Origin of the sequence: Streptomyces sp. Tu6071 (assembly GCF_000213055.1) — a bacterium.
Lineage (GTDB): Bacteria > Actinomycetota > Actinomycetes > Streptomycetales > Streptomycetaceae > Streptomyces > Streptomyces evansiae.
The window spans coordinates 638,978-662,148 of the sequence record NZ_CM001165.1 but is presented as its reverse complement, the minus strand read 5'-3'; the positions used below and the strand labels follow the sequence as shown (position 1 = coordinate 662,148).

Below are 23,171 nucleotides of genomic sequence, written 5' to 3'. Positions count from 1 at the left end.
GCGCTTCCGGCTGTGCGGAGAGGATCGGTGGCCGGCGCGGTCCGGCGGCGGAGCGGTGGCATCCGGCGCATTCCGCGGCGGCGTGCGCTCAAGACGCCCCCGACGACGCGGCAAAAGGCGGGGGACCGTCCCACCGGAAGCAGACCCACGCCGACGCGACTTCGGACCGAGGAGCGGCGGGAATCCCGTGACCTGTCGGCTGCTCGGGGCCCCGCCGCCCCGTCCCCGGCGGCACTCCGCTGCCGTGTCAGCCCGTGCGTGCGGAGCCGGTTGACAGGAGAAGTCGCTGGAGTTCGGCGGTGCACATCATGTAGCCGTCGGGCGTCGGCAGGTGTGCGAGGTAGTGGTCGAGGTCCGACGCCAGGGAGAAGACCCGTACCGGCGTGCCCGCCGCGCGGGCGGATTCCACGACGTGGCGTACGCCGTCGAGAACCGCCGGGTGGCGGGTGCGGTAGGAATCGGCGACCAGGTGGTTGCCGCGGTCGGCGGCGAGATAGAACTGCACCAGGTCCTTGAGGCCGACGAACAGCTCACTGGCTCCGGCGAGGCACAGCGCGGTAGTGGCGTGGACGGCGGAGGGTGTCTCGACGAAGGCGGACAGGGGGGTGCCGTCGGGCAGGCCGAGATGGTCCCTGAGCTGTACGAACTCCGTCTCGTCGCTGACGAACGGCACCGACAGCCCCACCCGGTCCGCCTCCTCGCCGAGGTGTTCACGCAGGGTGGCCAGCACCGCGTGGAGGGCTTCGCGGTAGCCAGCGGAGCCGAGGAGCCAGCGCGCGCCGTGCAGGCCCATCTCCGGGTTCGGCTCGACCGCGACGGGGGCGGTCGCGGTGACGTCGGCCGCGTGGTCCGAGCGCAGGTCGAGCATGCGCAGGACGAGCCGCTGGCCGGGCAGGAGCGCTCCGACGAAACTGCGGAGCCGTTCCCCGATGGCCCGTCCGTAGGCCGCGATGTCCGCGGCTCCGCCGGCCATGGCGTCGAGCGGGCTCAGCCCCAGGGCGAGGCAGAGGAACTCCTCCCGGATGAAGAAGGACTCGACGCGGGCGGCGTCGGGCCCGCAGGCGTTGATGGTCGTGATGTCCTGCAGGTCCGCGATGACCGCGCACGCCGAGCCGACGGCGTCCAGCGCGGGCTTGCCGGACCCGGGCGGTGGGGAGGGCCGGGACCCGACGACGATGGACGCGCTCTCCAGGTAGAGCGTCACCTCGCCGACGAGATCGGCGAGGTCCTCCTCCTCGACGCGGAGGACCGGTATCCCTCTGCCGCGGCAGAGGGACTGCATGTGGCCGGTCATGCCGCCGGAGCCGCACACCACCGCCCGCGCGGCCACGATGGCGTCGTACAGCCCGGCTTCCAGGGAGGGCGCTATCAGGATGGTCCCCTCACGCGGGCTGCGCGTGCGGTTGCAGGTGCCCCGGAGCACACTCTCGGTACCGCCGGCCAGGAGGGATCCCCGGATGCGTCGTCCGGTCCCGTTCACCTAGTCCTCCACATGTTCGTCGTTCTCCAACCCCAGTTGTCGACGTAGTTGCCGTGGTGTCACGGAGACGTCGTTGAGCCGTTCCACGGCGACCCGGTTGACGACGGCCCTCATCAGGCGTTCATCACGGGGGACGTCCGCCGGAAGGACGGGGAGGCCGCCCATGGAGCGAATGCGGGCGTTCAGGCGGGACTCCAGCGCTTCCCTCCTCCTTCGTTCGCGGGCGGCCAGCCTCCGTACCTCCAGTTCCACAGACTCCTCCAGCGCCTCCCTGACCGCTTCCTCCGGATTGCTGACGTAGCTCCGGTAATGGGGGTGTCGTGCGGCGAGGTCGTCGAAGCCGTCCCTTCGCAGCTCAAGCTGTTCGACGACATGGGCGGCGACGGAGACGGACTGGTTCTTGATGGCCGCGAGGTTGAACGCGAACGCGCCGGTCCGGCCGTGCCGGACGATCTCGTCCCCCTCTCTCGGTACTCCGACGGTGGAGATCGGCCCGGCCGGGGTGCCGTCGGCACTCAGCAGCGTTCCGCACTCGTCGACCTCCACACCGCGCCCGGTGCGCGCGTGGGGGACCGCGATGCCCTTCCGGAGCAGGTCGCGCCAGAGCGGCTGCTCGACCTTGGCGTAGTCGAACTCCCTGCCGAAGTTGGACACCACGAGGTCGGCTTCGAGGCTGTGCCGCCCGTGCCGCCCGGCGACGGTGACCGTCAGCCGCCCGGACTCCGTGGGGGTGATCTCCCGCACCCGGCCGACAAGCAGCTCCACGCGCCCGTCCTGGGGCCGCATCGCTTGCTCGATGATCCCCATCGTGTACTCCACCGCCCCGACGCGCAGGGCGGCGAGGCCGGTGGCGAACTCGTCGAGCAGACCGCGCAGGTCGTCGGTCGGGATGCGCGCGATGGCCTCCGGGAGGTACGGCTCCCAGGCTTTGGCGACGCGTTCGGAGACGACCACGGGGTCGATGCCGGGATGCCGGTCCTGGACGGCCTGGCGGGCCTCCTGCCAGGCGGTCCCGAGGCGGTCGAGGAACTCCTCGCGGTCGCGGTAGGGCTCCATCAGGAGGCCGGGGCGCGGCAGTCGCAGCACTCCGTGTTCGTGGGTGCCGGGGTAGGTGCGGAAGATCGTCCCCGACCCGGAGATCAGACGGATACGGCCGACGTGTCCGTTGCGCAGCAGCAGCCCTGCCGAGTCGTACGCGCTCAGCACGGAGCCGACGATGGCCACGGAGGCGTCGGGCGGGAGCTGGGCGAGGGTGCGGACGGCGGACGCGGAGTACGGGTCGCGGACGAAGGCGGGGTGCCCGGCGACGCGTGCCGCGAAAGGAGGTTCCTTGAGTTCGAGGCCGGTGGCGAGAACGACATGGTCCGCTGCGAGTACCCGCGTGTCCGCGAGCGGGCCGGGGCGCGGCTCTTCGGTCTTGTACGAGGTGAGGCCCCTGACGGTGACCTCGAAGCCGCGGTCGCCGGGCCGGGTTTCGAGTGCCTCGCCGTCCGCTTCCACGAGGACGACTCCGGGGCAGGCTTCCCGCGCGGCCTCGGCCAGCCGGTCGTCGAGGTAGTCCTGGAAGATGCGGCGCGGTGCGGGTCCCTGCTCGGTGAACTTCCACGAGGCCCAGCGTGGGGGCCAGTCCCGGCGGTCGGCCTCCTGGTTGGCCCAGTTGATGAAGTCGAGGACGTCCTCGCGGAACACCGACATCCGCCCGGCCTGGATGTTGAAGACGTGGTCCCAGGGATTGCCGTCGCGGTGGTAGGCGACACCGGCCGAGCGGTAGTCGGCCCGCCGCTCCAGGAGGACGACCTCCAGCGGTCTTCTCGCGAAATGGAGCAGCCGTATCGCGGTCGCCGTACCGGCCAGGCCCGCCCCTACGACCAGCACCCTCGGGCGCACACCCGTCTTGCCCATGAAGCCTCCCCGCTGACCCGGGGAGCGCCCCGCCGTGCGCTCCCCGTCATTGTCCCCACTGACTGGAAGTTCCCTGACCAGACATCAACTGTGCTCATGCTGAATGAAATTGAGCTGGAATGACGATGCCTGGACAGGGTCGTGCACGATCGTGGCGCCGACGATACCGCAAGGCACCGAAGAAGAAGCCCCCATCGGTGAGCCGCCTTGGAGGCTGAAAAGAGCGGGTCACCGACAGGGGCGTCGCGGGGTTCGCCGGAGTCCGTCCGGGGTCGTGGAGGCGGACCGTCAGCCGTCGATGCCGGGAGCGGCGGGGACGTCGATCTCGGTGCGGGCGTAGTGGTTGAAGTAATTGGTGTAGAGGTTCACGGCCACATGGACGAAGAGCTCGGCCAGCTCGGTGTCGGTCCACCCCTGTGCCACGGCCGCGTCCCACGAGGCGTCCGACGCTTCGCCCACCTCGCCGGCGATCTCCCGCGCGACCTGGACGAGCGCTTCGAGCCTGGCGTCGTCCCCGGGTACCCCCCGGCGTATCGCCACGGTCTCCTCCGGCGTGAAGCCCGCCGCCTTCGCCGACACCGTGTGCGCCGCCTGGCAGTACGCGCACGCGTCGACCGCGCCCACGGCGAGGGCGATCGCCTCCCGTGTGCGGGCGTCGAAGGTCCCGTGTTCCGCGACGGCTCCGGTGATCGCCGCGTAGGTCTCCAGAACCACGGGCGAATGGGCCATCCCTCCGTGGATGTTGAGCACGCGCCCGAAGCGCTTCTCCAGGCGGCGCAGAATCTCTCCGCCGCCTTCGGGCGCGGTCTCGATGGTGTGGACGGGAATCCGCGGCATGGGAATGCCTCTCCTCGTAGTGGTGGGAGTTCCTCGTCCTCGCAGTCTGCCCACGTGCCCTCCGCCGTGAACGGTCTTCGCCGCCGGGCGGCCTTTTCCGAGAAGGCCGCCCGGCGGCCCGGCCCGACGAGGCCGGGCCGGGCCGCCGGGGGCGCGGAGGGGAGCCGGGGTCAGAGGCCGAGCGCCTCCGCGGCCAGCGCGGTGCCCCGGACACGGGCGTCGATCTTGGCGAAGGCCACGTCGCGGCTGGTGGAGGAGTCGTCGGCGAACGGGGCGAAGCCGCAGTCGTCACACGTTCCCAACTGCTCCACCGGGATGTAGCGGGCGGCGAGCAGGACCCGGTCGCGTACCTGCTCGGGGGTCTCGACGGCGGGATCGATCGGGTCGGTCACCCCGACGAAGACGCGGGCGGTGGCGGGCAGGTGGTCGCGGACGATGCTCAGGACCCGCTCGGGGTCCGCTTCAGCGGCCAGTTCGAGGTAGAAGTTGCCCGCTTTCAGCTGGAAGAGCTTGGGCAGGAGTCCGGCGTAGTCGATGTCGAGACTGTGCGTGGAGTCCTGGTCGCCTCCGGGGCACGTGTGCACGCCGATGCGGGCGCGTTCCTCGGGGCTGAAGCGTCCCAGGACCTCGTTGTTGAGGGCGATGAAGTCGTCGAGGACTCCGCCGCTGGGGTCGAGCTTGAGGGAGAGCCGCCCTTCGGTGAAGTCGAGCTGGACGACGTGTGCCCCCGCGTCCAGGCAGCCGCGGATGTCTGCCTCGGCCTCGTCGGCGACGTCGCGCAGGAACTCCTCGCGGGGGTAGCCCTCGATGGGCGTGGCGGGGTAGAGCAGGCTGAGCGCGGAGGGCGCGATGACCGCCTGCTTGAGGGGGCGGTCCGTGAGCCGCCGCGCGGCGCGCAGGAAGGTCTCGGCCCGCACCTGGTAGCGGAAGGGCCCTTGCGTGATGCTGGGGAGCTGCCGGGTGTGCCCGTCGGCGAAGGGGATGACGGCGCCGTCCGGGGAGAGGGTGTCGAGGCCGGTCACGGGGTAGGTGGCGAAGCTCGGCTTGGACTGTTCGCCGTCCACGAGGACAGGGCTGCCGACCCCCTCCAGCCGGGCCAGGGTGTCCGCGACTGCTTGCTCCTGCTCCTTGGCGAGGTCCGCGTCGTCCAGGGTCCCCTGCGCGTGTGCGGTGAGGGCGTCCCTGAGGGTCGCGGAACGAGGAAGGCTGCCGATCGGCTCTGTGGCGATGGTCATGATCCGAAGGATAGGAAGAGGGCGTAGCCGGTACCACCCGAACGCCTGATTGCCGCGAATACAGGGGAAGTTGAGGCAAAAGAGCCACGAGAAGGGACGGGGTGGTGTAACGGGGGAGGGGAAGCGTCGGCGGAGTTCGGGGATCAGGTCGCGGCCACGGAGATCCCGGCGGGGAACGCCTTTCCGGGGTCACGTGACGGGGACGAGGCGGCCGTTCGGCGTTTGAGGAGTTCGTGGGAGTGTCCCGCCGACAGGCCCTCTTCCTCGCCACGGCCGTCGCGCTCCTCGCGGCCGGATGCGGCACCTCGTCCGACAGCTCCTCCGGCGGACCGGTCACCGTCGAGGCGATGGACTACTTCACCGCCGAACCCCAGCGCGGCGCCGCGGAAGATCTCCTCAGGACGTGCGGCCGGACGACCGGCGTCAAGGTCGAGCACCAGAGCGTCGCCAACCCGCAGCTCATGCCGAAGGTGCTCCAGCAGTTCTCCTCGCACCCGCTCCCCGACCTGCTCGTGCTGGACAACCCGGCCCTCCCACAGATCGCGGAGACCGGCGCGCTCGCCGAGCTGAGCAGCGCGGGGGTCGACCTCGACAACTACTACCTCGATCCTGTCGGCGGGCACGTACGAGAAGAAGGTCTACGGCCTCGCCCCCGGCGTGAACTCGGTCGCACTCTTCTACAACAAGGACCTGCTCGCCGCCGCGTGCGTCGAACCGCCCCGCACCTGGGCTGAACTGACCGCCGCGGCGAAGAAGCTCACGAAGGGCGACCGCTACGGCTTCGCGATGTCCGCCGACAACGACGGCGAGGGCGCCTGGCAGTTCCTGCCCTTCCTGTGGTCGCGCGGCGGCGACCTCGACACGCTCGACTCCGCGCCCTCCGTCGCGGCCCTCGACCTCGCCTCCGGACTCGTCGAGCAGGGCCTCACGCCGAAGTCGGCCGTCACCTGGGCGCAGAGCGATGCCAACGACCAGTTCGCCGCGCGCAAGGCCGCCATGATGATCAACGGCCCCTGCAGTGAATGGTCCTCTCCCGCCCCGTCAGTCACGAGCCCGCGTGGTCGCGCGCTCGTCGGGCGGGCGGCGCGTCCCGGCGAGACAGGCCCGCCGACCGGCGGCTCTTCGCCGTCCTGGGGTAAAGCCTTTTTCTGCTGTCGCGGCATTCTCGACGAAAGGTGGAAGAGAATTAGCTTTCCCGCGTACATGGCAGAGAATTCGCTTTCTGCCCTCTGGTGTCAGGGATTTCATTGACACGGCACCCGAAGCGAGCGGTCAGGAGTATTGACCACATCCATTGAATGGCCTTTCATGCTGTCACGTGCGGCCCCTGAGCGGCCGTCACCTCCCCCCACTGACGAAGGCAAGGTGCTGCATGCATCACCGTAAGAAGCGAAGAGTGACCCTGTGGGTCGCCGGTGCCGCGGTCCTCGGTTGCGGCGCCTATGCCGTACTGCCCGGGGCGCGGAGCGAGGCCGACGCCGCGCCCGCCCCCGCCGCCGGGGCGGCACCGGCGGCCGAGCAGGCCGGTGCGCGGACGCCCTTCGTGATCGCCGAGGCGGAGAAGGGCGAGCTGGGCGGTGGTGCCACCACGCACGCGCTCAAGCCCGGCGATCCCGCGCCCACCAAGGCGAGCCCGGAGACCGAGGCGTCCGGTTACTCGTACGTGAGACTGGCGAAGACGGGCCAGGCGGTCGCGGTGGCGAACACCAGCGGCAAGCCCGCCAACACACTCGTCGTGCGCGCCTCCGTTCCCGACGCGCCCCAGGGCGGCGGCATCGACGCCTCCCTGAACCTCTACGTCGACGGCGCGTTCCGGCAGGCCGTCACGATCAGCTCCAAGCAGGCGTGGAACTACCGGGGGGCCACGACCAACGCGGACGACCCGAACGCGGGCGGCGTCGCGTACCGCTTCTACAACGAGTTCCCCGTCCGGATCACGGGCGCCCCGATTCCCGCGGGCAGCAAGGTCACGCTGCGGAAGGACGCCGCGAACACGGCCGCCTACTACGACGTCGACTCGCTGGACTTCGAGAACGTGGGGGCCCCGCGTACGCGCCCGGCCGACTCGCTGTCGGTGGTCGACCAGGGAGCCGACCCCGCTTTCGCGAAGGACTCGACGGTCGCCATCCAGAAGACCGTCGACCTCGCCCGGCAACAGCACAAGTCCGTATGGATACCCGAGGGCAAGTACCTGACCAACAGCTACGCCGGTGCCGCGCCGCTGGACTTCAGCGGTGTGACCGTGCGGGGCGCCGGGATGTGGTACACCACGATCTACCGCAGGCCGCCGCTCCCCGCGCAGCAGCGCACGAAGATCCAGGTCGGCTCGCACACCGTTCTCAGCGACATCCAGATCGACAGCAACGCCGTGTACCGCGACATCGGCGGCCCGGGAGGCGCCGACTACGGGATCGCCGCGAACGGCTCCGAGGGCTGGCTCGTGGAGCGGATCTGGACCCGCCACACCGACGCCAACTGGCTCTCCGGGACGGGCGGCACGGTCCGCGACAGCCGTACCTCCGACTCCTACGGCGACGGCTTCAACATCAACAACGGCGGCAAGCCCAGCCCGGACGGGCGCGGCGACGACATCACCGTCCAGAACAACTTCGCCCGCAACACCGGCGACGACTCCTTCGCCGTCTACTCGGACGCGGGCGCGAACGGCGACAACGGTCAGCTCACCGGCGCCCGGGTGCTCAACAACACCGCCATCGCGCCGTGGTGGGCCAACGGCCTCCGGATCGCGGGCGGCAAGGACATCCAGTTCAAGGACAACCTGGTGCAGAGCGTGTCCTCCAACAGCGCCATGGAGGTGGGCATCTTCGGCGACACCGGCCACCCGCTGGAGTCCGCCACGGTCAGCGGCAACGTCCTGATCGGCGGCTCCGGGTGGAACGGGACGCGGCACGGCGTCCAGATCACCTCGCCCGGCCCGAACTCCCGGTTCCCCGACGCCTACACGAACGTCACCATGACGGGGAACACCCTGCGCGGGTCGCTGCGAGCCGGTCTCTTCGTCAGCAAGAGCCACGTCCGCATGACCTTCACCGACAACGTCATCGACGGTCCGGCGAAGCAGGGCATCTGGATCGGCGAGGGAGCCGTCGGAACCGGCACGTTCGCGCGCAACACCGTGCGGAACCTGCTGCCGGGCCAGGCGGAACTGCAGAACGACGCGAAGGACACCTTCAAGCTGACGCAGTAGCTCACGACCGGCGCCGGAGAACATCCCTCCAAACCGCCGCACACCGTCAGCCCGACCAGGCCGTACCCGGGGCCCCGTACCCCGGGTACGGCCGGCCTTTCGCGTTCGGGCACCCGGTGCGGGCCCCAGGGGCCGCACCGATCGCGGCGTCGATGATGGTGGCGAGCCGGGCGAGGTCGTTTCCGACGCCTTCGCGTACGCGCACGCCGAGCGCGGTGGTGAGGAGCAGCCCCGTCGAGGCGTCCGGGCCCCCGGCGACCTCGTCGCGGGGTCGTCCCTCGGTCGGCGGGGCGCGCAGTGCCGCGCGGGTGGTCTCGAAGGCCGTCTTGGCCCGCTCGCGCGCCTGGTTGTCGCGGGCTCCGATCCCGGCCGCCGTATCGACCACGGAGCGACCGGGCCCCGTCTCCCGGAGGCGCGGAGCCGACCACCGCCCCCGGGCACGAACGCGCGAAGGTGCCACCAGGCGGCGCGGCCCGGTGGCACCTTCGCGCGTTCTCACTCCACGGAGGGGGCCGTTTCGGCGCCGGACATGAAGGCGTCGCTGTCGGACACCGCGGCGACCTCGGAGTCCTGGGCGGGGCTGGTGATGGCGACGCCCGCCCCGTTGTTGTTGCCGGTCTCCCTGACGCCCCTGCTGTTCTTGTCGAGGTGGCTGGCCTCGTGGGCGAGGATCTTCGTATCGCCGAGGGCGGACGGGCCGAGGAAGACGTCCATCCCGACCGTCATGGCCTCGGCACCCATGGCCGCGGTCGCGCGCTGCGCGACGGGGTCCGCGTGGACGCGCCCGGCGGCGATGCCCGGATTCTGGTAGAACGACGTCGCCTTGGCCAGGAACGAACTGGGAAGCGGCGAGCCGGGGGTCTTCTGGGCGGCTGCCAGGAGCTGGCTCTGCCCCTCCGGGCTCCTGTCGGCGTCGTCGTGCCCGCAGCCCGCGCCGTGCTGGTGCTGCTCCGGGTCCATCCGGCGCTGGATGGTCCGGCTCACCGCCGCATTGCCCGCCCGGCTCTGCAGGGCCAGTACGCGGGCCGCCGCCGTTCCCGGCGAGCCGACACGGCGGACCGGGTTTCTCCCGTCGGCCTGCTGGGCAGCCTCGTTCTCGCGCGCTCGCACAGCACTCCTCCGGTGAATGACGGGTCGGCACCTCGTGATGGCCTTCGCAGGTCTACCCGGAGCGCGCGCCCGGTGCAAGAGCCGAGGGGCAGGCTTGAGGGCACATCGGGGAGCGACCGGCGGGGCAGGCCGGGCGGCGGAGACCCCCGGCCTCCCGTGCGCCCACGACCGCCCGGCGGATGTACCCGCGCGCGCTGCCCCCGCAGACACGGTGAATGCCCCGGAGGCCCTGGACCGGGTACGGGCGAAATGATCATGATGCAGGACTCACCGACGAAGGCGCAGAGGAGCCCGTCGCCTTGCACGCACATGAAGAACAACAGACCGGGGTGCGACGGCCACCCCTGCGGCGTCCGTCGTCCCCGGCGGACGCCCGGTCCGCCGCCGCGGACCTTTCCGCTTCGCCCACGTCGATCCTCAGCCTGCAGCGGTCGGCGGGCAACGCCGCCGTCACGCGGGCGCTCTCCGGCCAGTCGGGCGGCCTGCCGGTGCAGCGCGTCACCGGCGCTCCCGTACAGCGGGTGAGGGACGACGAGTACCCGGACGGGACCTACGGGCGGCGCGGGAAGGACAGGAAGTACCTGGAGGACGAGTACGACCTGGACATGGGCGGTTCGAACTTCCAGGTCGAGCACGCTCACGGCTACGCGTCCACCGCGCGCCGCGCCCCGCGCTCCCGTAAGAGCAACACGCGGCACGAGGGCGAGATCCTGGCGTACCACGAGACGCTGAGAGCCCACCGCGACCACCCGGGCACCGGCTCCAGTCTCAAGCGCCGGACCACCGGTCTCAACAGCAGGGACTACCGCGACCGGCAGGAGGAGTACCTGCTCGACGACGACCCGTTCAGCTCGCTGGAACTCAACCAGCTCGAGTACAACCCGCTGCCCTCCTTCCACGCGGCGAGCGGGTCACGAGAGGCGGAGGCGGCGGACACCAGCTTCCGGCGCTCGATCAAGGCCAACCCGCGCACGCCGATCTACGACAGGAACGGCGAACGCCGCTACACCCGTTCGCTGCGCCCCGGCGAGCAGGCACAGCTCGACATCGGGCGCACCTCGATGCGTGAGCGCAGAGAGGTCCCCCACGCGGAGCGGGTGCGCGTGCTGCGCGAGGAGTACGGCGGCTCGCGCTTCGACGAGTACCCCACGCGGTCGCGTGGCGCGGCGGACGGCGACGAGCTGACCGAGTTCTTCGACGCCCCCCGCGAGAGGGAGAGCTCTCAGCGCAGGGCGCTCAGGAAGCTCGCGAAAACTCCGTACAAGCGGGACTACGACCTCGACCTCGACGACCGGGACCGGAGGCGCAGCCGGAGCCCGTACGTCGACGACCGCGACTACGAGCGGCCGAGCAGGCGGGACAAGAGCAGGGGACGCGGGCTGTCCGAGCGGGACTACTACGACGAGCCGCCGAGGCGGAGCAAGAGCAGCGGGCGCGGCTTGTCCGACCGGGACGCCTACTCCAGCAGCAGACGGTACGACGCTCCTGAGGAGGACGACTTCCAGCTGAGCCAGCCCAGCGAGATGCCGTACAGCCGTCGTTACGACAAGTACGACGACTACGACGACTACGGGAGCCGCAGGTACTGAACCGCTGCCGGTTCCGGCAGAACCGGATGCCTCGGGCGGCCTCCGTCGACGGGCTCCACGTCGGCGGGGGCCGCCGTCTTCCTTCACGGTCGAACCGTGCCGGGTGGATTCGGCCGGGGTCAGGCGCTGCCGAGGATGAAATCGGTGAGCGCGGCGGCGACGGCTTCGGGCTGCTCGTCCGGGATGAAGTGTCCGGCCTCGGGCACCACGACTCCGGTGGTGTCGTCGGCCCAGGGGCTGAGGGAGGCCGCCATGTCCGGGATCGAGCCGTGGCTGCTGGAGATGCCGAGGACGGGCAGCGTCAGATGCCGTCGTTCGAGCGCTTCGTGGTTCCGCCGTGCCGACTCGGCGGCCTCCCGGTAGTAGGCGAGGGAAGCGCGGAGGCCGCCGGGGGCGGCGAGGGCCGCCGCGTAGTGGTCGATCTCGGCTTCGCCGAACGTGTCGGGGGAGAGGGCCTTCTTCCTCAGGAACCAGCCGACGTACTCGCGTTCGCGGCCGGTGAGCAGGGTCTCGGGCAGCTCCGGCACGAGGTGGAAGGCGAAGTGCCAGGTCTTCCACGCCTGGTCAGGGTCGGTGGGAATCGCTTCGGGGAGGGTGATGCCGGGGATTCCGGCGTCGAGCAGAGCGAGCCCGCGCAGTCGGCTCTCGTGTCCGAGCGCGAGGGAGAAGGCGACCCAGGCGCCGATGTCGTGGGCCGCCAGCCAGTAGGACGGCACCCCGAGAGCCTGCACGGCGGGATGGACGTGCGCGGCGACCGTGTGCGTGTCGTAGCCCCTCGCCGGGCGCTCGGAGTGGCCCTGCCCCGGCAGGTCGATCGCGAGGACGCGGAACCGGCGGGCGAGGAGGGGCATGACCTCGCGCCACGCCCACCAGGTCTGCGGGAACCCGGCGAGGAGGACGACCGCCGGGCCGGTCGCCGGGCCGCCTTCGACGGCATGGAGGCGGACGCCGTCGCCGTCGACCCAGCGGTGGGTGAATCCCGCCAGGTCGTGCGGGGGCAGTTCGCGCACGGGGTCGCTCGCGGAGAGGTGCCGGGCGGTGCGGGCGGGGTCGGTCACGGAATCCTCCATCGGCGTCGGGAGCGCTGGTGCGGGACGCTCACACATCTTGAACCGTTCGGTTCAGGATAAGGTGGGCCCGACGCAGGCTCGGACATCGACGCACCGCGAGGAAGTGCCACGTGGCAGGCAAGAAGCAATTCGACATGGACACGGCGCTCGACGCCGCGATGATCCAGTTCTGGCGCGCCGGCTACGCGGACACCTCGGTGGGCGACCTGTCCCGGGTGACCGGGCTGAACCGCAGTTCCCTCTACGCCTCGTTCGGCGACAAGGACACGCTCTTCTTGCGCTGCCTGGAGCGCTACGCCGCGCGCTACGGCGCCGCGTACGACGCGGCCCTGTCGTGCGCGGCCACGGAGCCCGTCGCGGCCGTGCGCGCGTTCTTCGACGTCACCCTTGAGCGCATCGCCGATCCCGCGCTGCCGGACGGATGCCTGGTCGCCCAGTCGGCCATGGCGATCCCGGTACTGAGCCAGAGCGTCGCGGCCCACGCGAAAGAGGCCCTGGGCTTCCAGCGCCGCCGCCTCCGCGCCGCGCTGGAAGCGGGCCCGCTGGGCGACCGGGACGCGGAGGCGTTCGCCGAGCACACGGCCGCGGTGAACCAGTCCCTCGCCGTCATGAGCAGAGCCGGGGCGAGCCCGGCCCAGCTCCTCGCCGTCGTGGGCGTGACGCTGGACGCGCTCTCCGTGGCCCTGGGCGGGCGCTGACGCGGTGAGCGGGCCCGTCCTCGGCTCCGCTGCTCCAGCAGGAGCGCGGGAAGCCGGCTTCCACCGGGCCGCGCCCGTCACCGCCTCCCTCATCGGCCCCCAGGGCGAATACGTCGCGATGCGGAACGTCATCGCGGCCGGTTCCGCCGTCGCCGCGGACCCGACGGGTCTGGTATTCCTGCGCTTTCAGCGCTACTTCGTCGCCGGACTCAACCTGGGAGCCGTCAAGTGAGCACCTACGAGACCACGAGCGGGCCGAGCGGGACCACCACCGGGAAACCGCGCTGGGTGCTGCGCACCGAGCGGACCGTCTACGCCGTCACCCTCGGCGGCGACGGGGACGGCGACGGGCCCGCCGCCGGACGGTGGCCCGAGCTGTCCGTCTGGGGACCGCGGGGCCGAGGACGGGCCCTCGCCGCTGGACTGGTCGCGCCGCACCCACTACCTCACCCCGGCCGACATCGCCCCCGCCGAGTACATCCCGGCCGGACAGCGGCCCTTCACCGGCGCCGACCTCGTCGTGGCCCGCCCGGACGGGGAGCGCGGCGTGTGGTGGCGCTTCGAGACCGCCGAGCAGGACGACGACCGCTCCCTCGCGCTCACCTTCCTCGACGAGCACCTCGGCCTGCGGGTCGTGCTGCGCTACGAGAGCGTGCCGGACACCGACGTCGTGCTGCGCTGGACCGAGCTGAGCTGCGCGGGCGCGGACCCGCTGCGCCTGGAGCGGCTGGACTCGGCGGCCGTGAACGTACCCGTCGGCGCGCGCGGCGCACGGCTGACCGCGCTGAGCGGCCAGTGGGCGCAGGAGTTCACCCGTACCCGCACCGAACTGATCCGGGGCCGCTACGAGATCGGCAGCACGCAGGGCGTGCCGGGACACGCCTACGCCCCCTGGCTCGCCGTCCAGGACGCGGCCCTGCCCGAGGAGGGCGACACCCCCACCTACGGGATCGCCCTGGAGTGGTCCGGGAACTGGCACATCAGCGCCGACGCGGAGCCTCCCGGGCTGGTGCGCGTGCGCGCGGGGCGGGTGCCGCACGAGGGCGCGGTGCTGCTCCGCCCCGGACAGGCCCTCAGCACCCCGCGCCTCGCCTGCGCCTTCAGCCCCGACGGGCTCGGCGGGCTCTCCCGCGTATGGCACCGCTACGAGCGGCGCCTCTCGGGCGACCGCCTGGAGCGCACCCGCAAGGTGCTCTACAACTCCTGGGAGGCCACCTCCTTCGCGGTGGACGCCGACTCGCAGCTCGAACTGGCCCGCGCCGCCGCCGACATGGGCGTGGAACTGTTCGTCGTGGACGACGGCTGGTTCCCCGGCCGCGACGACGAGACCGGCGGACTCGGCGACTGGTACCCGGACCCGGCGGCCTTCCCGCGCGGCTTCGGCGCCTTCGTCGACGACGTACGCGCCCTCGGCATGGACTTCGGCCTGTGGGTCGAACCCGAGGCGGTGAGCCCGCGCTCGCGCCTGTACGCGGAGCACCCCGAGTGGGTGTACCGCGTGGAGGGGCGCCCCTCGCGGCGCGTGCGCGAGCAGTTGCTGCTCGACCTCGGGCGCGAGGACGTCCAGGAGTTCGTCCTCGCGACGCTCGACCACCTGCTCGGCGAGTACGCCGTCTCCTACCTCAAGTGGGACATGAACCGGCCCCCGACCGAACGCGGCAGGCCCGGCACCCGCCCGGCCGACACCGATCTCGACGCCGAGCACGTCGCGGGGTACCTGCGTGTGCTCGACCACCTCAGGGAGCGCCACCCGCACGTCACGGTCGAGGGGTGCGCGAGCGGCGGCGGTCGCGTCGAGCACGCGACGCTGGCCCGGACCGACGTCGTCTGGCCCAGCGACAACACCGCCCCGCTCGACCGCCTCGCCATCCAGTACGGCTACCTCCACGCCCACGCCCCGCACACCATGAGCGCGTGGGTCACCGACTCGCCCGGCGTCTTCGACCCCCGGCCGCGCTCGCTCGACTTCCGCTTCGTCAGCGCCCTGTCCGGCGTGCTCGGCATCGGCGCGGACATCCGGCAGTGGCCGGCCGCGCGGCGCGCCCGCGCCGCCGAGTGGATCGCGCGGTACAAGGACGTGCGCACCCTCGTGCACCACGGCGACGTCCACCTGCTCGGCACCCCCGAGGACGCCACGTACGGGACCCAGCACACCGCCCCCGACGGCGGCAGGATCGCTGTCACGGCCCTCGCCACAGGCCGCCTGGACGGTGCCCCGCTGATTCCCGGCCGCCCGGCGCGGCTGCGGCTGCGCGGACTCGACCCGGCCGACCGCTACCGGGACGAGCACTCCGGCCGCGAGTACGGCGCCGCCCACCTCCTGCACGCCGGGCTGCCCTTCACCTGGAGCGCGGACCACGACGCCGAGCTCGTCGTCCTGTCCCGGCTCGCGCGCGAGAGCGCCGCCACCCCCGCCGCTTCCCGCGCGGCTCGTCCGGAGGAGCAGACCCGCCCCTGAACAGCGCGGGCCGTTTCACCGGCGAAGTGGCCGTCGTCACCGGTGCCGCCTCCGGCATCGGCGCGGCGACCGCGCGCGGGCTCGCCGACGTGGGCACCGCCGTGGTGCTCGCCGATGTCGCGGAGACGGCCGGTGAGCACGTCGCCGCCGGGATACGCGACACAAGGTGACGCTCGCGTCGCGGGAGCGCCGGCTCTCGGCCGACCTCACCCGCGCCTTCCTCGGCGTCAAGGCGCTCCTGCCCGACGTGCGGGAGCGGCGGAGCGCACGGGCAGACCCCGGAAAGGCTCGTGCGCCGGATGCCCGGCGAAAGTTCCCCGCGGGGCTCGCCCCCGACCCGGTCGGTCTCCGGACCGAGCTGGACGCGAGCCCGACCACGCCGCCTGAGTCCCCGAAGGCGCTCGCGGCGCCGCGCCGACGCAGCGCGGCGCCGCGCCGGAGGCGATGGGCACGGACGGCGACGCGCGCCGCTGGGTCCCGGCGGGTGGTCCCGCTGCGGTACGCGTCAGGCCGTGGGGTCCGCGCCGTGGACGAGTTCGTGCTGCCACTGCTCGCGCGGCTGGGTGTGCAGCCGCCAGTAGTGCGCGGCGATCTCGTCCGGGTCGTTCTCGCCGCCGGGCGCCACCGCGCCCGGCACGGTCACCGAGGCCACGTGGACCCCGGCCGCCCCGTACGCCCCGTGCAGGAGGCCGACGAGTGTGCGCACGCCCGCCTTGCCGAGCGACAGGCTCACGTACTCCGGCTCGGGCTCGGGCATGCCCCCGGTGACGAGGATCGTCCCCCGGCCGCGTGCCGCCATGCCGGGGGCCACGTGCGCGGCGGCGGTCAGCGCGCCGACGACGTTCACCGCCCACGCGTCGAGCTGGCCCCGGGCGTCCAGTTCTCCGGGGGCGTCGGGGCGGATCAACGCCGCGTTGTAGACGAGGAGTTCGACCGGACCGTCAGCGCTCGCCGCCGTGTCGAGGGCGGCGCGCAGGGCCTTCTCGTCCGTGCTGTCGGCGATCAGCCCCCGTACGGTCCCGCCGCCCCGCCCGATGCGCTCGGTGACGTCCCGCAGGGTCCCGGGGCTCCGCGCGACCACCGTGACCGCCAGTCCCTCGCGGGCGAGCCGCGCCGCCACCGAGGCCCCGGTGCCCGGCCCCGCCCCGACCACCACCGCTGACGCCATGTCCGCCCCCGCTCGTCCGCCCGGCGTTCCCTCCCGGACCACCGGCACACGGGCGGAACATCGCCCGCCCGCGCGGCATTCCCCGCGCGAACGCTCAGTCCGCCGCGACGAGTTCGATCTCGAAGCCGTCGCGGTTCTCCAGGTAGGCGGCGTACTGGTCGGGGCCGCCCGCGTGGGGGTGGCGGTCGGGGAAGAGGAGCGTCCAGCCGTGCGCGAGGGCCTTGTCGGTGAGCGCGTCGACGGCGGCGCGGGGACCGGCGTGGAAGGCGAGGTGGTTGAGGCCGGGGGCGAGGCGGTCGTGGCGCGGCCCGGAGAGCGCGGGGGACTGCTCGAAGACCAGGTACGTGCCGCCCAGGCGCCAGCTCCTGCCCCCGTCCCACTCCTGGTGGAGCGTGTGGCCGAGCGCTTCGAGGAGCCAGGCCCAGTCCGCGACGGCGCGGGGGAGGTCGGGGACCCAGATCTCGACGTGGTGCAGGGTTCCGGGAGTGGGCGGCACGGCGGGCTCCAAGGGGGCGGCTCGGTGGAGGAGGTACCGGCACTGTACGCAGCCGGGTGGCGCCCCGTCGGGGAAGCCGCCGACCGCCGTGCGCAAGGCGCCCCTGCCACCGTGCCGCCCGGCACGGGAGCGTGCGCGGTGCCGCCCGCTCCCGTGCCCCGTTACGGCGTGCGCACCTCGAAGGCCAGGTTGTGCGCCCCCGTGAAGAAGACGCGGGCCTCCGTGCCGTCGCGGCGGGTCGCCGGGACGAGGTCCGTCTTGTTGCGGTCGATGATGTCGCCGCCGATGCGGCCGAGCGCGACCGGCACCTCGTGCGCCGGGACGCGGAGGTAGAGGTCCCAGCGGGAGTGCGGGGCCGCCACGGGTCTCGCGTGCGGGAGCGTGAAGACGAGACCCGTGCCGTCCGGGGTCACGGGGAGGCTGAAGTCGCCGGACTCGCCCTGGCGCGAGACCGCCACGACGACCGCGCCCGTCGCGGGCACGGACAGCGCGGCGCGTACCGTCGTCCCCTCCGGGCCCACCGCGATCCGCGTGACCTCCGCGTGCGCGGGACGCCGCCAGGCCCGTACCGCCAGGAAGCCGTCCACGGTCGCGTACGGCAGCGCGCTCACCGTCTCGCCGTCGGGCGCGGTCAGTGGCGCGCGCCCGACGCGGCGCGCGCGCTCGGCGACCTCGCACACGAGCCGCTTGCGTCCCCGCGTCGCCCCGCGCGGCACGACGTAGCAGTCCCAACGTCCTTCGGCGAGCGGGTGCGTGAGCGGGTCGAGCGTGACCCGGACCTCGCTCGCGCGTCCGGCCGGGAGCGGTACGCGCACCTCGCGACCCTTCGGGTCGCGGCGCAGCCGGGCGAGGAGGTCGAGTTCGCCCCACGGGAGGGACGCGGCGGGGAAGCGGAACACGATCTCGCCGTCCGCTCCCGAGCGCGCCGAGGCGAGCGGGCGGCTGTCCGTCGCGCGGCGCGGCGGCCTCGCCCGTACGGGGAGGAGCGCGGCGCGCAGCCTGCGCCACCACGGGGCGGGGGCGGCCTGTGCGGGGACGCGCCCGGCGCCGAGCGCGTGGAAGAGGTCCTCGTACCGCTCGGCGACCCGCTCCGGCGCGAAGTCGGCGGCGCGCCGCAGCGCCCCGGCCGCGAGCCGCGCGCGCATCTCACGGTCGCTCATGAGCCGGTCGAGCGCGTGGGCGTAGCCCTCGGCACCCGAGTCGAGCGGGACGAGGACGCCGTCGTGGTCGTGCGTGATGATCTCGCCGGGGCCGTGCGGGCAGTCGGTGGCGATCACGGGGACGCCGCAGTGCATCGCCTCGACGATCGTCATCCCGAAGGACTCCTTGTCCGAGGAGACCGCCGCGATCGAGCCCTTGGCCCACTCCGTCTCGATCGGCGCGAAGGACCCCATGAGCTGGACCCGCTCGTAGAGGCCGAGGCGGTCGATCTGTTCCCGCAACTGCGCCTGCTTGGGGCCGCGCCCGTACAGCCGCAGCGTCCACGTCGGGTGCGCGTCGGCGACGCGCGCGAAGGCGTCGACCAGGCGGTCGTAGCGCTTGACGGGGATGAGCCGCCCGGCCGCGACGATCACGTCCGCGTCCCGCGCCGAGCCCTCGACGACGGGCGCGGGCACGCCGTTGGGGATGCAGCGGATACGGGTGGGCACGTCGGGGAGCGCGGCGCGGTAGGCGGCGGCGTCGGCCTCGGAGACGGTGACGAAGGCGTCGAGCCGCCCGATCACGCCGTTCTGCGCCGTACGGACCGCGTCGCTGTGCCCGGCGAGGCTGAGGTGCTCCTGCCCGACGCGTACGCAGCGGCTCTGTCCGTCGCGCGCGAGGTAGCCGTTGAGGTCGGGCCGCGTCGCGATCACGACGTCCGCGTCCGTCGTACGGAGCCAGCGGCCGATGCGGTCGTCGTGCAGCGCCGAGTACGGGGTCCTGCCGGAGACGCGCGGCGCGGCGGGCCCGGGGAACATCGTGCAGGGGCGCTGCGTGAGCGGGCCCGTGGTGAGCGCGCGCGAGCCGGGGCGCGTGTCGATGAGCGTCGTCAGCTTCACGCGGGGGTCGAAGGGGATCGCCGGGGTGTCCTTCGAGCGGTGGACGCTCACGACCTCCACCTCGTGGCGGTCGGCGAAGGCGCGGGACAGGTTGGCGGTGGAGCGGATCGTGCCGCCGATGCCGTAGGCGTTGTTGATCAGGAAGGCGATCTTCACGTGGCTTCTCCTGGCACGGAGGGGCGAGTCGGGGGAGGGGAGCGGGGGAGTGGACGCCGGGGGAACAGCGGGGGTCCTGCGGGGGGAGGCACGGCGAATTCACATATCAGCACAAAACGGGCATAACGCGAAGGTCGGGGAGGGGCGGGCGTGTCCCCGCGCCCCCGGTCCGGGACCGTGTCGTGGCGCGGACCCTGGTCAGGCGCGGCGGGTGGCGGGACGCTGTCCGGTCCGTGCCCGTGCAGCGGGCTCACGCCGACGAAGGGGCACGCCGTGGTGGACCCGACCGCTCTGCTGACCGACCTGGCCGAGGAATCGGCCGCACTGGACCGGGTGGTCGCCGGCCTGCCCGCGACCGCGTGGGAGCGCGAAACGCCGTCGCCCGGCTGGACCGTCGCCCACCAGATCGCCCACCTCGCCTGGACCGACCACGCGGCCCTCCTCGCGGTGACGGAGCCCGAGGAGTTCGCCGCGCGCCTGGCCCGCGTCCGCCCGGAGCGGCTCGCCGACGAGGGCGCCGAGGAGTTCCGTACCGCGCCCGCCGCGCTCCTGGAGGGCTGGCGCGCGGGACGTACCGCGCTCGCCGAAGCCCTCGCGCGCGTCCCCGGGGGGACGAGGATCGCGTGGATCGGTACCCGCATGGCCCCCGCCTCGATGGTCACGGCACGGCTCATGGAGACCTGGGCGCACGGACAGGACGTCCACGACGCGCTCTCCCTCACCCGTCCCCCGACCGCCCGCCTGCGCCACATCGCGCACCTCGGCTTCCGCACCCTCGGGCACGGCTTCGCGACGTACGGACGCCCCGTGCCCACCGCTCCGGTACGGGTCGAACTGGCCGCACCCGACGGGGACACATGGGCCCACGGCCCCGCCGACGCCGCGAACCGCGTGACGGGCCCGGCGCTCGACTTCTGCCTCCTCGTCACCCAGCGCCGCCACCGCGCGGACCTCGCCCTGACCGCCACGGGCCCGGTCGCCGCGGAATGGCTCGACGTGGCCCAGGCTTTCGCGGGCCCGCCCGGCGGGGGACGCCGGGCGGGCGGGGGCGCGGGGCGTCTTCCCGGCGGGGGCGCGGGGCAGGGACCCGTCGGCGCGGGGGCTTGAGGGCGGGTGCAGGCGCGTACGGGGACACCGCGCCGGGAGCGGGCCCCACGCGAGCGCCCCGGAGGACGGCGGGCGAGGTGGCGCGCTTCGACGGGGACGGCCTCGGCCCTGTCGGCGCACGCGAAGCCGTGTGCGTCTCAGGCGGCGAGAACATGCCCCCCGTCGGCGACGCGCGCCTGCCGGGGGTACGGACGGGGTGTCAGCGGGACGCCCCGACGTCCGGACCCGGTCGGGCGGGCTCCCCGGACTCCGGCAGCACGAGGCGGAAGACGCAGCCCGCGCCCGGCCGGTTGTCGAGCGTGAGGCGGCCTCCGTGAGCCGTCGCGATGGCGGAGGCGATGGCGAGGCCGAGCCCGGAACCGGGTTCTGCCTCGCCATCGGGTCCGTCTCCGGCCGCGGGGCCCGCTCCGGGCGGTCGCGCACGGTAGAAGCGGTCGAAGACGTACGGGGCCGCCTCCGGCGCGATGCCGGGGCCGTTGTCCGCGACCTCCACGACGCAGACGGCGGCTCCCGCCTCGCGGCGCGCGCCGACCCGCACCGTGACCGCGCGGTCCGGCGGGGTGTGGACGCACGCGTTGCCGAGGAGATTGCCGAGGACCTGGGCGAGTTGGTGGGGATCGCCGGGCGCCTCGATGACGTTCAGGTCGTGTGCGGGGGACGCGGTGAGGGGCTCCAGGGTGATCGGGCGACGCGGGTGGCGGATCGCGGTCGTGGCGATGGCGTCGGCCGCGAGCGAGAGCAGGTCCACGGGCTCGCGGTGCGCCGCGGGCGTGTCACCGAGTTTCGCGAGGAGGAACAGGTCGTCGACGAGGCGGCTCATGCGGTCGGCGTTGCGCGCGACGAGAGCGAGCGCCTCGGCACGCCGCTCCGGCGCCGTCGCGGGCTCGTCGAGGAGGAGTTCCGCGAAGCCCTGCACGGCCGTGAGCGGCGTGCGCAGTTCGTGGCCCGCGTCCGCCATGAAGCGCCGCAGCCGGGTCTCGGACGCCTCGGTGCGGCGCAGCGCGTCGCGCAGCCGGTCGAGCATCGTGTTGAGAGCGAGGCCGAGCCTGCCGACCTCGGTGTCCGGGTCCGCGACCGGCACACTGAGCCCGAGCGCGCCTCTCGTGATGTGCCGTGCCGTGTGCTCGACGCGGGTGAGCGGGCGCAGGCCGAGGCGTACCGCGCCGCCGCCGAGGACGACGACACCCACGGAGACGGCGAGGCCGAGCCCGAGGCTCAGCCACAAAAGCTTCGCCGTCGCGCCGTCGACGGTGTCCAGGGGGAGCGCGACGACGGTCCGGATTCCGCCGGGGCCGGTGAAGGTGACGGCCCGCCACGCGGAGCCGCCCTCGTCCTCGGCGGCGAGCGTGCGGGGCTGACGCCCGGTGAGCCGCAGCGCGGCGGCCTGCCGCGGGAGCTTCGGCCCGGGACCGTCGTCGGTGCCGAGGCTCACCCGGGACAGACGGCCGTTCTCGTCGTAGAAGAACACCCGGTAGTCGCTGGGCAGGGCGTCCTCGGCGCCGGGGCCGTGCGGCTCCCCGCCGGTTCTGAGGTCCTCGTAGACGCCCGGTGGCGGCCTGAAGTGCGAGAGCCGTTCGTCGACCTGGTCGGTGAGCCAGCCGCGCAGCACCACGAGCCCCGCGAGCTGGCACAGGAGGACGGCGCTCGTGGCGAGCAGCGTCGCGATGAGGACGAGGCGGGCGCGCAGGGAACGGGGCCGCAAGCGGCGCGCGACCGCACCGGCGCGGGAGACGGAGCGACGGACGCGGGAGCCGACGCCAGGGAGGCGGCGCGCGGTGGCGAGGGGCGGTCGCACCCGGTCGTGCGGGCTCATCGCGTACCGGCCCCCGGCTCGTCGCGCGGCAGCCGCAGGCAGTACCCGACGCCGCGCACGGTGTGGAGGAGCGCGGGTGCGCCGCCGTGGTCGAGCTTGCGGCGCAGGTTCTTCACGTACGTGTCCACGATCCGTGTGTCTCCCGAGAAGTCGTACCGCCACACCCGCTGAAGGATCTCCGCCTTCTCCAGCACGCGTTCGGGGTGCGCGAGGAAGCACGCGAGGAGGCGGAACTCGGTGGGGGACAGGCGCAGCGGACTGCCCGCGTGCCGCACCTCGTGGGTGCTCTCGTCCAGCGAGAGACCGGCGTACCGCAGTGGGGGCCGCACGGGCGCGGTGGAGGCGGGCGCGCCCGCGCGGCGCAGGATGGCGCGGACGCGGAGCAGCACCTCCTGGACGTGGAAGGGCTTGGTGACGTAGTCGTCGCCGCCCGAGCTGAGTCCCGTGATGCGGTCCTCGACCCCGGCCCGCGCGGTGAGGAAGAGCACCGGCGTGTAGACGCCCTGGGCGCGCAGTTCGCGGGTGAGCCGGAAGCCGTCCGTGTCGGGCAGCATGACGTCGAGCACGATGAGGTCGGGCCTGCGGCTGCCCGCCTGGAACATGGCTGCCTGGCCGTCCACCGCGCTCGCCACGGTGTACCCGGCCGCGCCCAGTGCTGTCGTGAGGAGGGTGCGGATGCTGGCGTCGTCCTCGACGACCAGGACGGTGTGTCCGGTGGCGGGGGAGCGGGGGACGGTCACGGACGGCACCTCGGGGGACGGCGAAGGGAGTGGGAAACGGGGAGAGTCCCGGACGGCCGCGCGTC

The 23,171-nt window shown here is 73.2% G+C and carries 19 protein-coding genes and 1 pseudogene; 8 read left to right on the top strand and 12 right to left on the bottom strand.

Translation table 11 applies throughout. The features are described 5' to 3' along the window. Positions 1-247 precede the first annotated feature (247 nt). From STTU_RS02735 to STTU_RS02720, 4 genes are all read right to left on the bottom strand, one after another. Entirely contained in the window at positions 248-1,423 is a 1,176-nt protein-coding gene (locus STTU_RS02735) for a putative PEP-binding protein (protein WP_234019121.1), read from the bottom strand. Between the two features lie 57 nt (positions 1,424-1,480). Next, the gene (locus STTU_RS02730; RefSeq protein WP_007819597.1) at positions 1,481-3,382 is read right to left on the bottom strand and encodes an FAD/NAD(P)-binding protein; all 1,902 of its coding nucleotides are present in this window, start codon (positions 3,380-3,382) and stop codon (positions 1,481-1,483) included. 288 nt (positions 3,383-3,670) lie between these two features. Beyond that, positions 3,671-4,219 carry a carboxymuconolactone decarboxylase family protein gene (locus STTU_RS02725; protein ID WP_043253896.1) on the bottom strand — a complete coding sequence of 183 codons (549 nt, stop codon included), beginning with the start codon at positions 4,217-4,219 and terminating at the stop codon, positions 3,671-3,673. 170 nt (positions 4,220-4,389) lie between these two features. Further along, a complete protein-coding gene (locus tag STTU_RS02720) occupies positions 4,390-5,454 on the bottom strand; it encodes a cobalamin-independent methionine synthase II family protein (protein ID WP_007819594.1) in 1,065 nt (354 codons plus the stop codon). A gap of 606 nt (positions 5,455-6,060) precedes the next feature. On the opposite strand from STTU_RS02720, the gene STTU_RS35160 reads away from it, so the two are divergent. Together STTU_RS35160 and STTU_RS02710 are read left to right on the top strand one after the other, a co-directional pair. Continuing rightward, positions 6,061-6,705 carry an ABC transporter substrate-binding protein gene (locus STTU_RS35160; protein ID WP_324607902.1) on the top strand — a complete coding sequence of 215 codons (645 nt, stop codon included), beginning with the start codon at positions 6,061-6,063 and terminating at the stop codon, positions 6,703-6,705. A gap of 145 nt (positions 6,706-6,850) precedes the next feature. Beyond that, entirely contained in the window at positions 6,851-8,662 is a 1,812-nt protein-coding gene (locus STTU_RS02710) for a glycosyl hydrolase family 28-related protein (RefSeq protein ID WP_007819587.1), read from the top strand. Positions 8,663-8,708: 46 nt separating this feature from the next. Here STTU_RS02710 and STTU_RS02705 read toward each other — a convergent pair whose 3' ends face one another. Beyond that, positions 8,709-9,047 (bottom strand): hypothetical protein, encoded by a 339-nt coding sequence (locus STTU_RS02705; RefSeq protein WP_007819585.1) that lies wholly within the window; start codon positions 9,045-9,047, stop codon positions 8,709-8,711. Between the two features lie 110 nt (positions 9,048-9,157). Beyond that, positions 9,158-9,772, bottom strand: a complete 615-nt coding sequence (locus STTU_RS02700; RefSeq protein WP_043253894.1) for a DUF4157 domain-containing protein — start codon at positions 9,770-9,772, stop codon at positions 9,158-9,160. Between the two features lie 299 nt (positions 9,773-10,071). On the opposite strand from STTU_RS02700, the gene STTU_RS02695 reads away from it, so the two are divergent. Beyond that, a complete protein-coding gene (locus STTU_RS02695; RefSeq protein ID WP_234019120.1) occupies positions 10,072-11,361 on the top strand; it encodes a hypothetical protein in 1,290 nt (429 codons plus the stop codon). A 119-nt stretch (positions 11,362-11,480) separates the two neighbouring features. Here STTU_RS02695 and STTU_RS02690 read toward each other — a convergent pair whose 3' ends face one another. Continuing rightward, entirely contained in the window at positions 11,481-12,431 is a 951-nt protein-coding gene (locus tag STTU_RS02690; protein WP_007819581.1) for an alpha/beta fold hydrolase, read from the bottom strand. A gap of 110 nt (positions 12,432-12,541) precedes the next feature. Between STTU_RS02690 and STTU_RS02685 the strand changes: the two genes are divergently transcribed. The 4 genes and pseudogenes from STTU_RS02685 (at position 12,542) to STTU_RS36005 (ending at position 15,757) form a co-directional block, all read left to right on the top strand. After that, a complete protein-coding gene (locus STTU_RS02685; protein ID WP_007819580.1) occupies positions 12,542-13,129 on the top strand; it encodes a TetR/AcrR family transcriptional regulator in 588 nt (195 codons plus the stop codon). 4 nt (positions 13,130-13,133) lie between these two features. Continuing rightward, positions 13,134-13,361, top strand: a complete 228-nt coding sequence (locus tag STTU_RS02680) for a hypothetical protein (RefSeq protein ID WP_007819579.1) — start codon at positions 13,134-13,136, stop codon at positions 13,359-13,361. Then, positions 13,358-15,587, top strand: a pseudogene (locus STTU_RS02675) (alpha-galactosidase). Before STTU_RS02680 ends, STTU_RS02675 begins: the two are co-directional and overlap by 4 nt. A gap of 26 nt (positions 15,588-15,613) precedes the next feature. Beyond that, positions 15,614-15,757 (top strand): SDR family NAD(P)-dependent oxidoreductase, encoded by a 144-nt coding sequence (locus STTU_RS36005; RefSeq protein WP_007819575.1) that lies wholly within the window; start codon positions 15,614-15,616, stop codon positions 15,755-15,757. A 335-nt stretch (positions 15,758-16,092) separates the two neighbouring features. On the opposite strand, the gene STTU_RS02670 is transcribed toward STTU_RS36005, so the two are convergent. The 3 genes from STTU_RS02670 to STTU_RS02660 all read right to left on the bottom strand — a co-directional run bounded on the left by STTU_RS02670 (position 16,093) and on the right by STTU_RS02660 (position 19,446). After that, positions 16,093-16,755, bottom strand: a complete 663-nt coding sequence (locus tag STTU_RS02670; RefSeq protein ID WP_007819574.1) for an SDR family NAD(P)-dependent oxidoreductase — start codon at positions 16,753-16,755, stop codon at positions 16,093-16,095. Positions 16,756-16,849: 94 nt separating this feature from the next. Further along, the gene (locus STTU_RS02665) at positions 16,850-17,251 is read right to left on the bottom strand and encodes a VOC family protein (protein ID WP_007819571.1); all 402 of its coding nucleotides are present in this window, start codon (positions 17,249-17,251) and stop codon (positions 16,850-16,852) included. A 161-nt stretch (positions 17,252-17,412) separates the two neighbouring features. After that, positions 17,413-19,446: a glycosyltransferase gene (locus STTU_RS02660; RefSeq protein WP_007819570.1), complete on the bottom strand. Its 2,034-nt coding sequence runs from the start codon at positions 19,444-19,446 to the stop codon at positions 17,413-17,415. 273 nt (positions 19,447-19,719) lie between these two features. On the opposite strand from STTU_RS02660, the gene STTU_RS02655 reads away from it, so the two are divergent. After that, a complete protein-coding gene (locus STTU_RS02655) occupies positions 19,720-20,553 on the top strand; it encodes a TIGR03084 family metal-binding protein (RefSeq protein ID WP_043253890.1) in 834 nt (277 codons plus the stop codon). 199 nt (positions 20,554-20,752) lie between these two features. Here the strand turns inward: STTU_RS02655 and STTU_RS02650 are convergent, their stop codons facing one another. Continuing rightward, complete coding sequence (locus tag STTU_RS02650; RefSeq protein ID WP_043253888.1) at positions 20,753-22,366, bottom strand: sensor histidine kinase; 1,614 nt, start codon at positions 22,364-22,366, stop codon at positions 20,753-20,755. Continuing rightward, the gene (locus tag STTU_RS02645) at positions 22,363-23,106 is read right to left on the bottom strand and encodes a response regulator transcription factor (RefSeq protein ID WP_043253886.1); all 744 of its coding nucleotides are present in this window, start codon (positions 23,104-23,106) and stop codon (positions 22,363-22,365) included. The genes STTU_RS02650 and STTU_RS02645 overlap by 4 nt, the downstream gene beginning before the upstream one ends. Positions 23,107-23,171 lie beyond the last annotated feature (65 nt).

Bases quoted from the DNA above. Each gene is read 5' to 3' on its own strand.
- STTU_RS02730 (WP_007819597.1), bottom strand. From the start codon at position 3,382: ATGGGCAAGACGGGTGTGCGCCCGAGGGTGCTGGTCGTAGGGGCGGGC.
- STTU_RS02725 (WP_043253896.1), bottom strand. From the start codon at position 4,219: ATGCCGCGGATTCCCGTCCACACCATCGAGACCGCGCCCGAAGGCGGC.
- STTU_RS02650 (WP_043253888.1), bottom strand. From the start codon at position 22,366: ATGAGCCCGCACGACCGGGTGCGACCGCCCCTCGCCACCGCGCGCCGC.
- STTU_RS02690 (WP_007819581.1), bottom strand. From the start codon at position 12,431: ATGGAGGATTCCGTGACCGACCCCGCCCGCACCGCCCGGCACCTCTCC.
- STTU_RS02670 (WP_007819574.1), bottom strand. From the start codon at position 16,755: ATGGCGTCAGCGGTGGTGGTCGGGGCGGGGCCGGGCACCGGGGCCTCG.
- STTU_RS02720 (WP_007819594.1), bottom strand. From the start codon at position 5,454: ATGACCATCGCCACAGAGCCGATCGGCAGCCTTCCTCGTTCCGCGACC.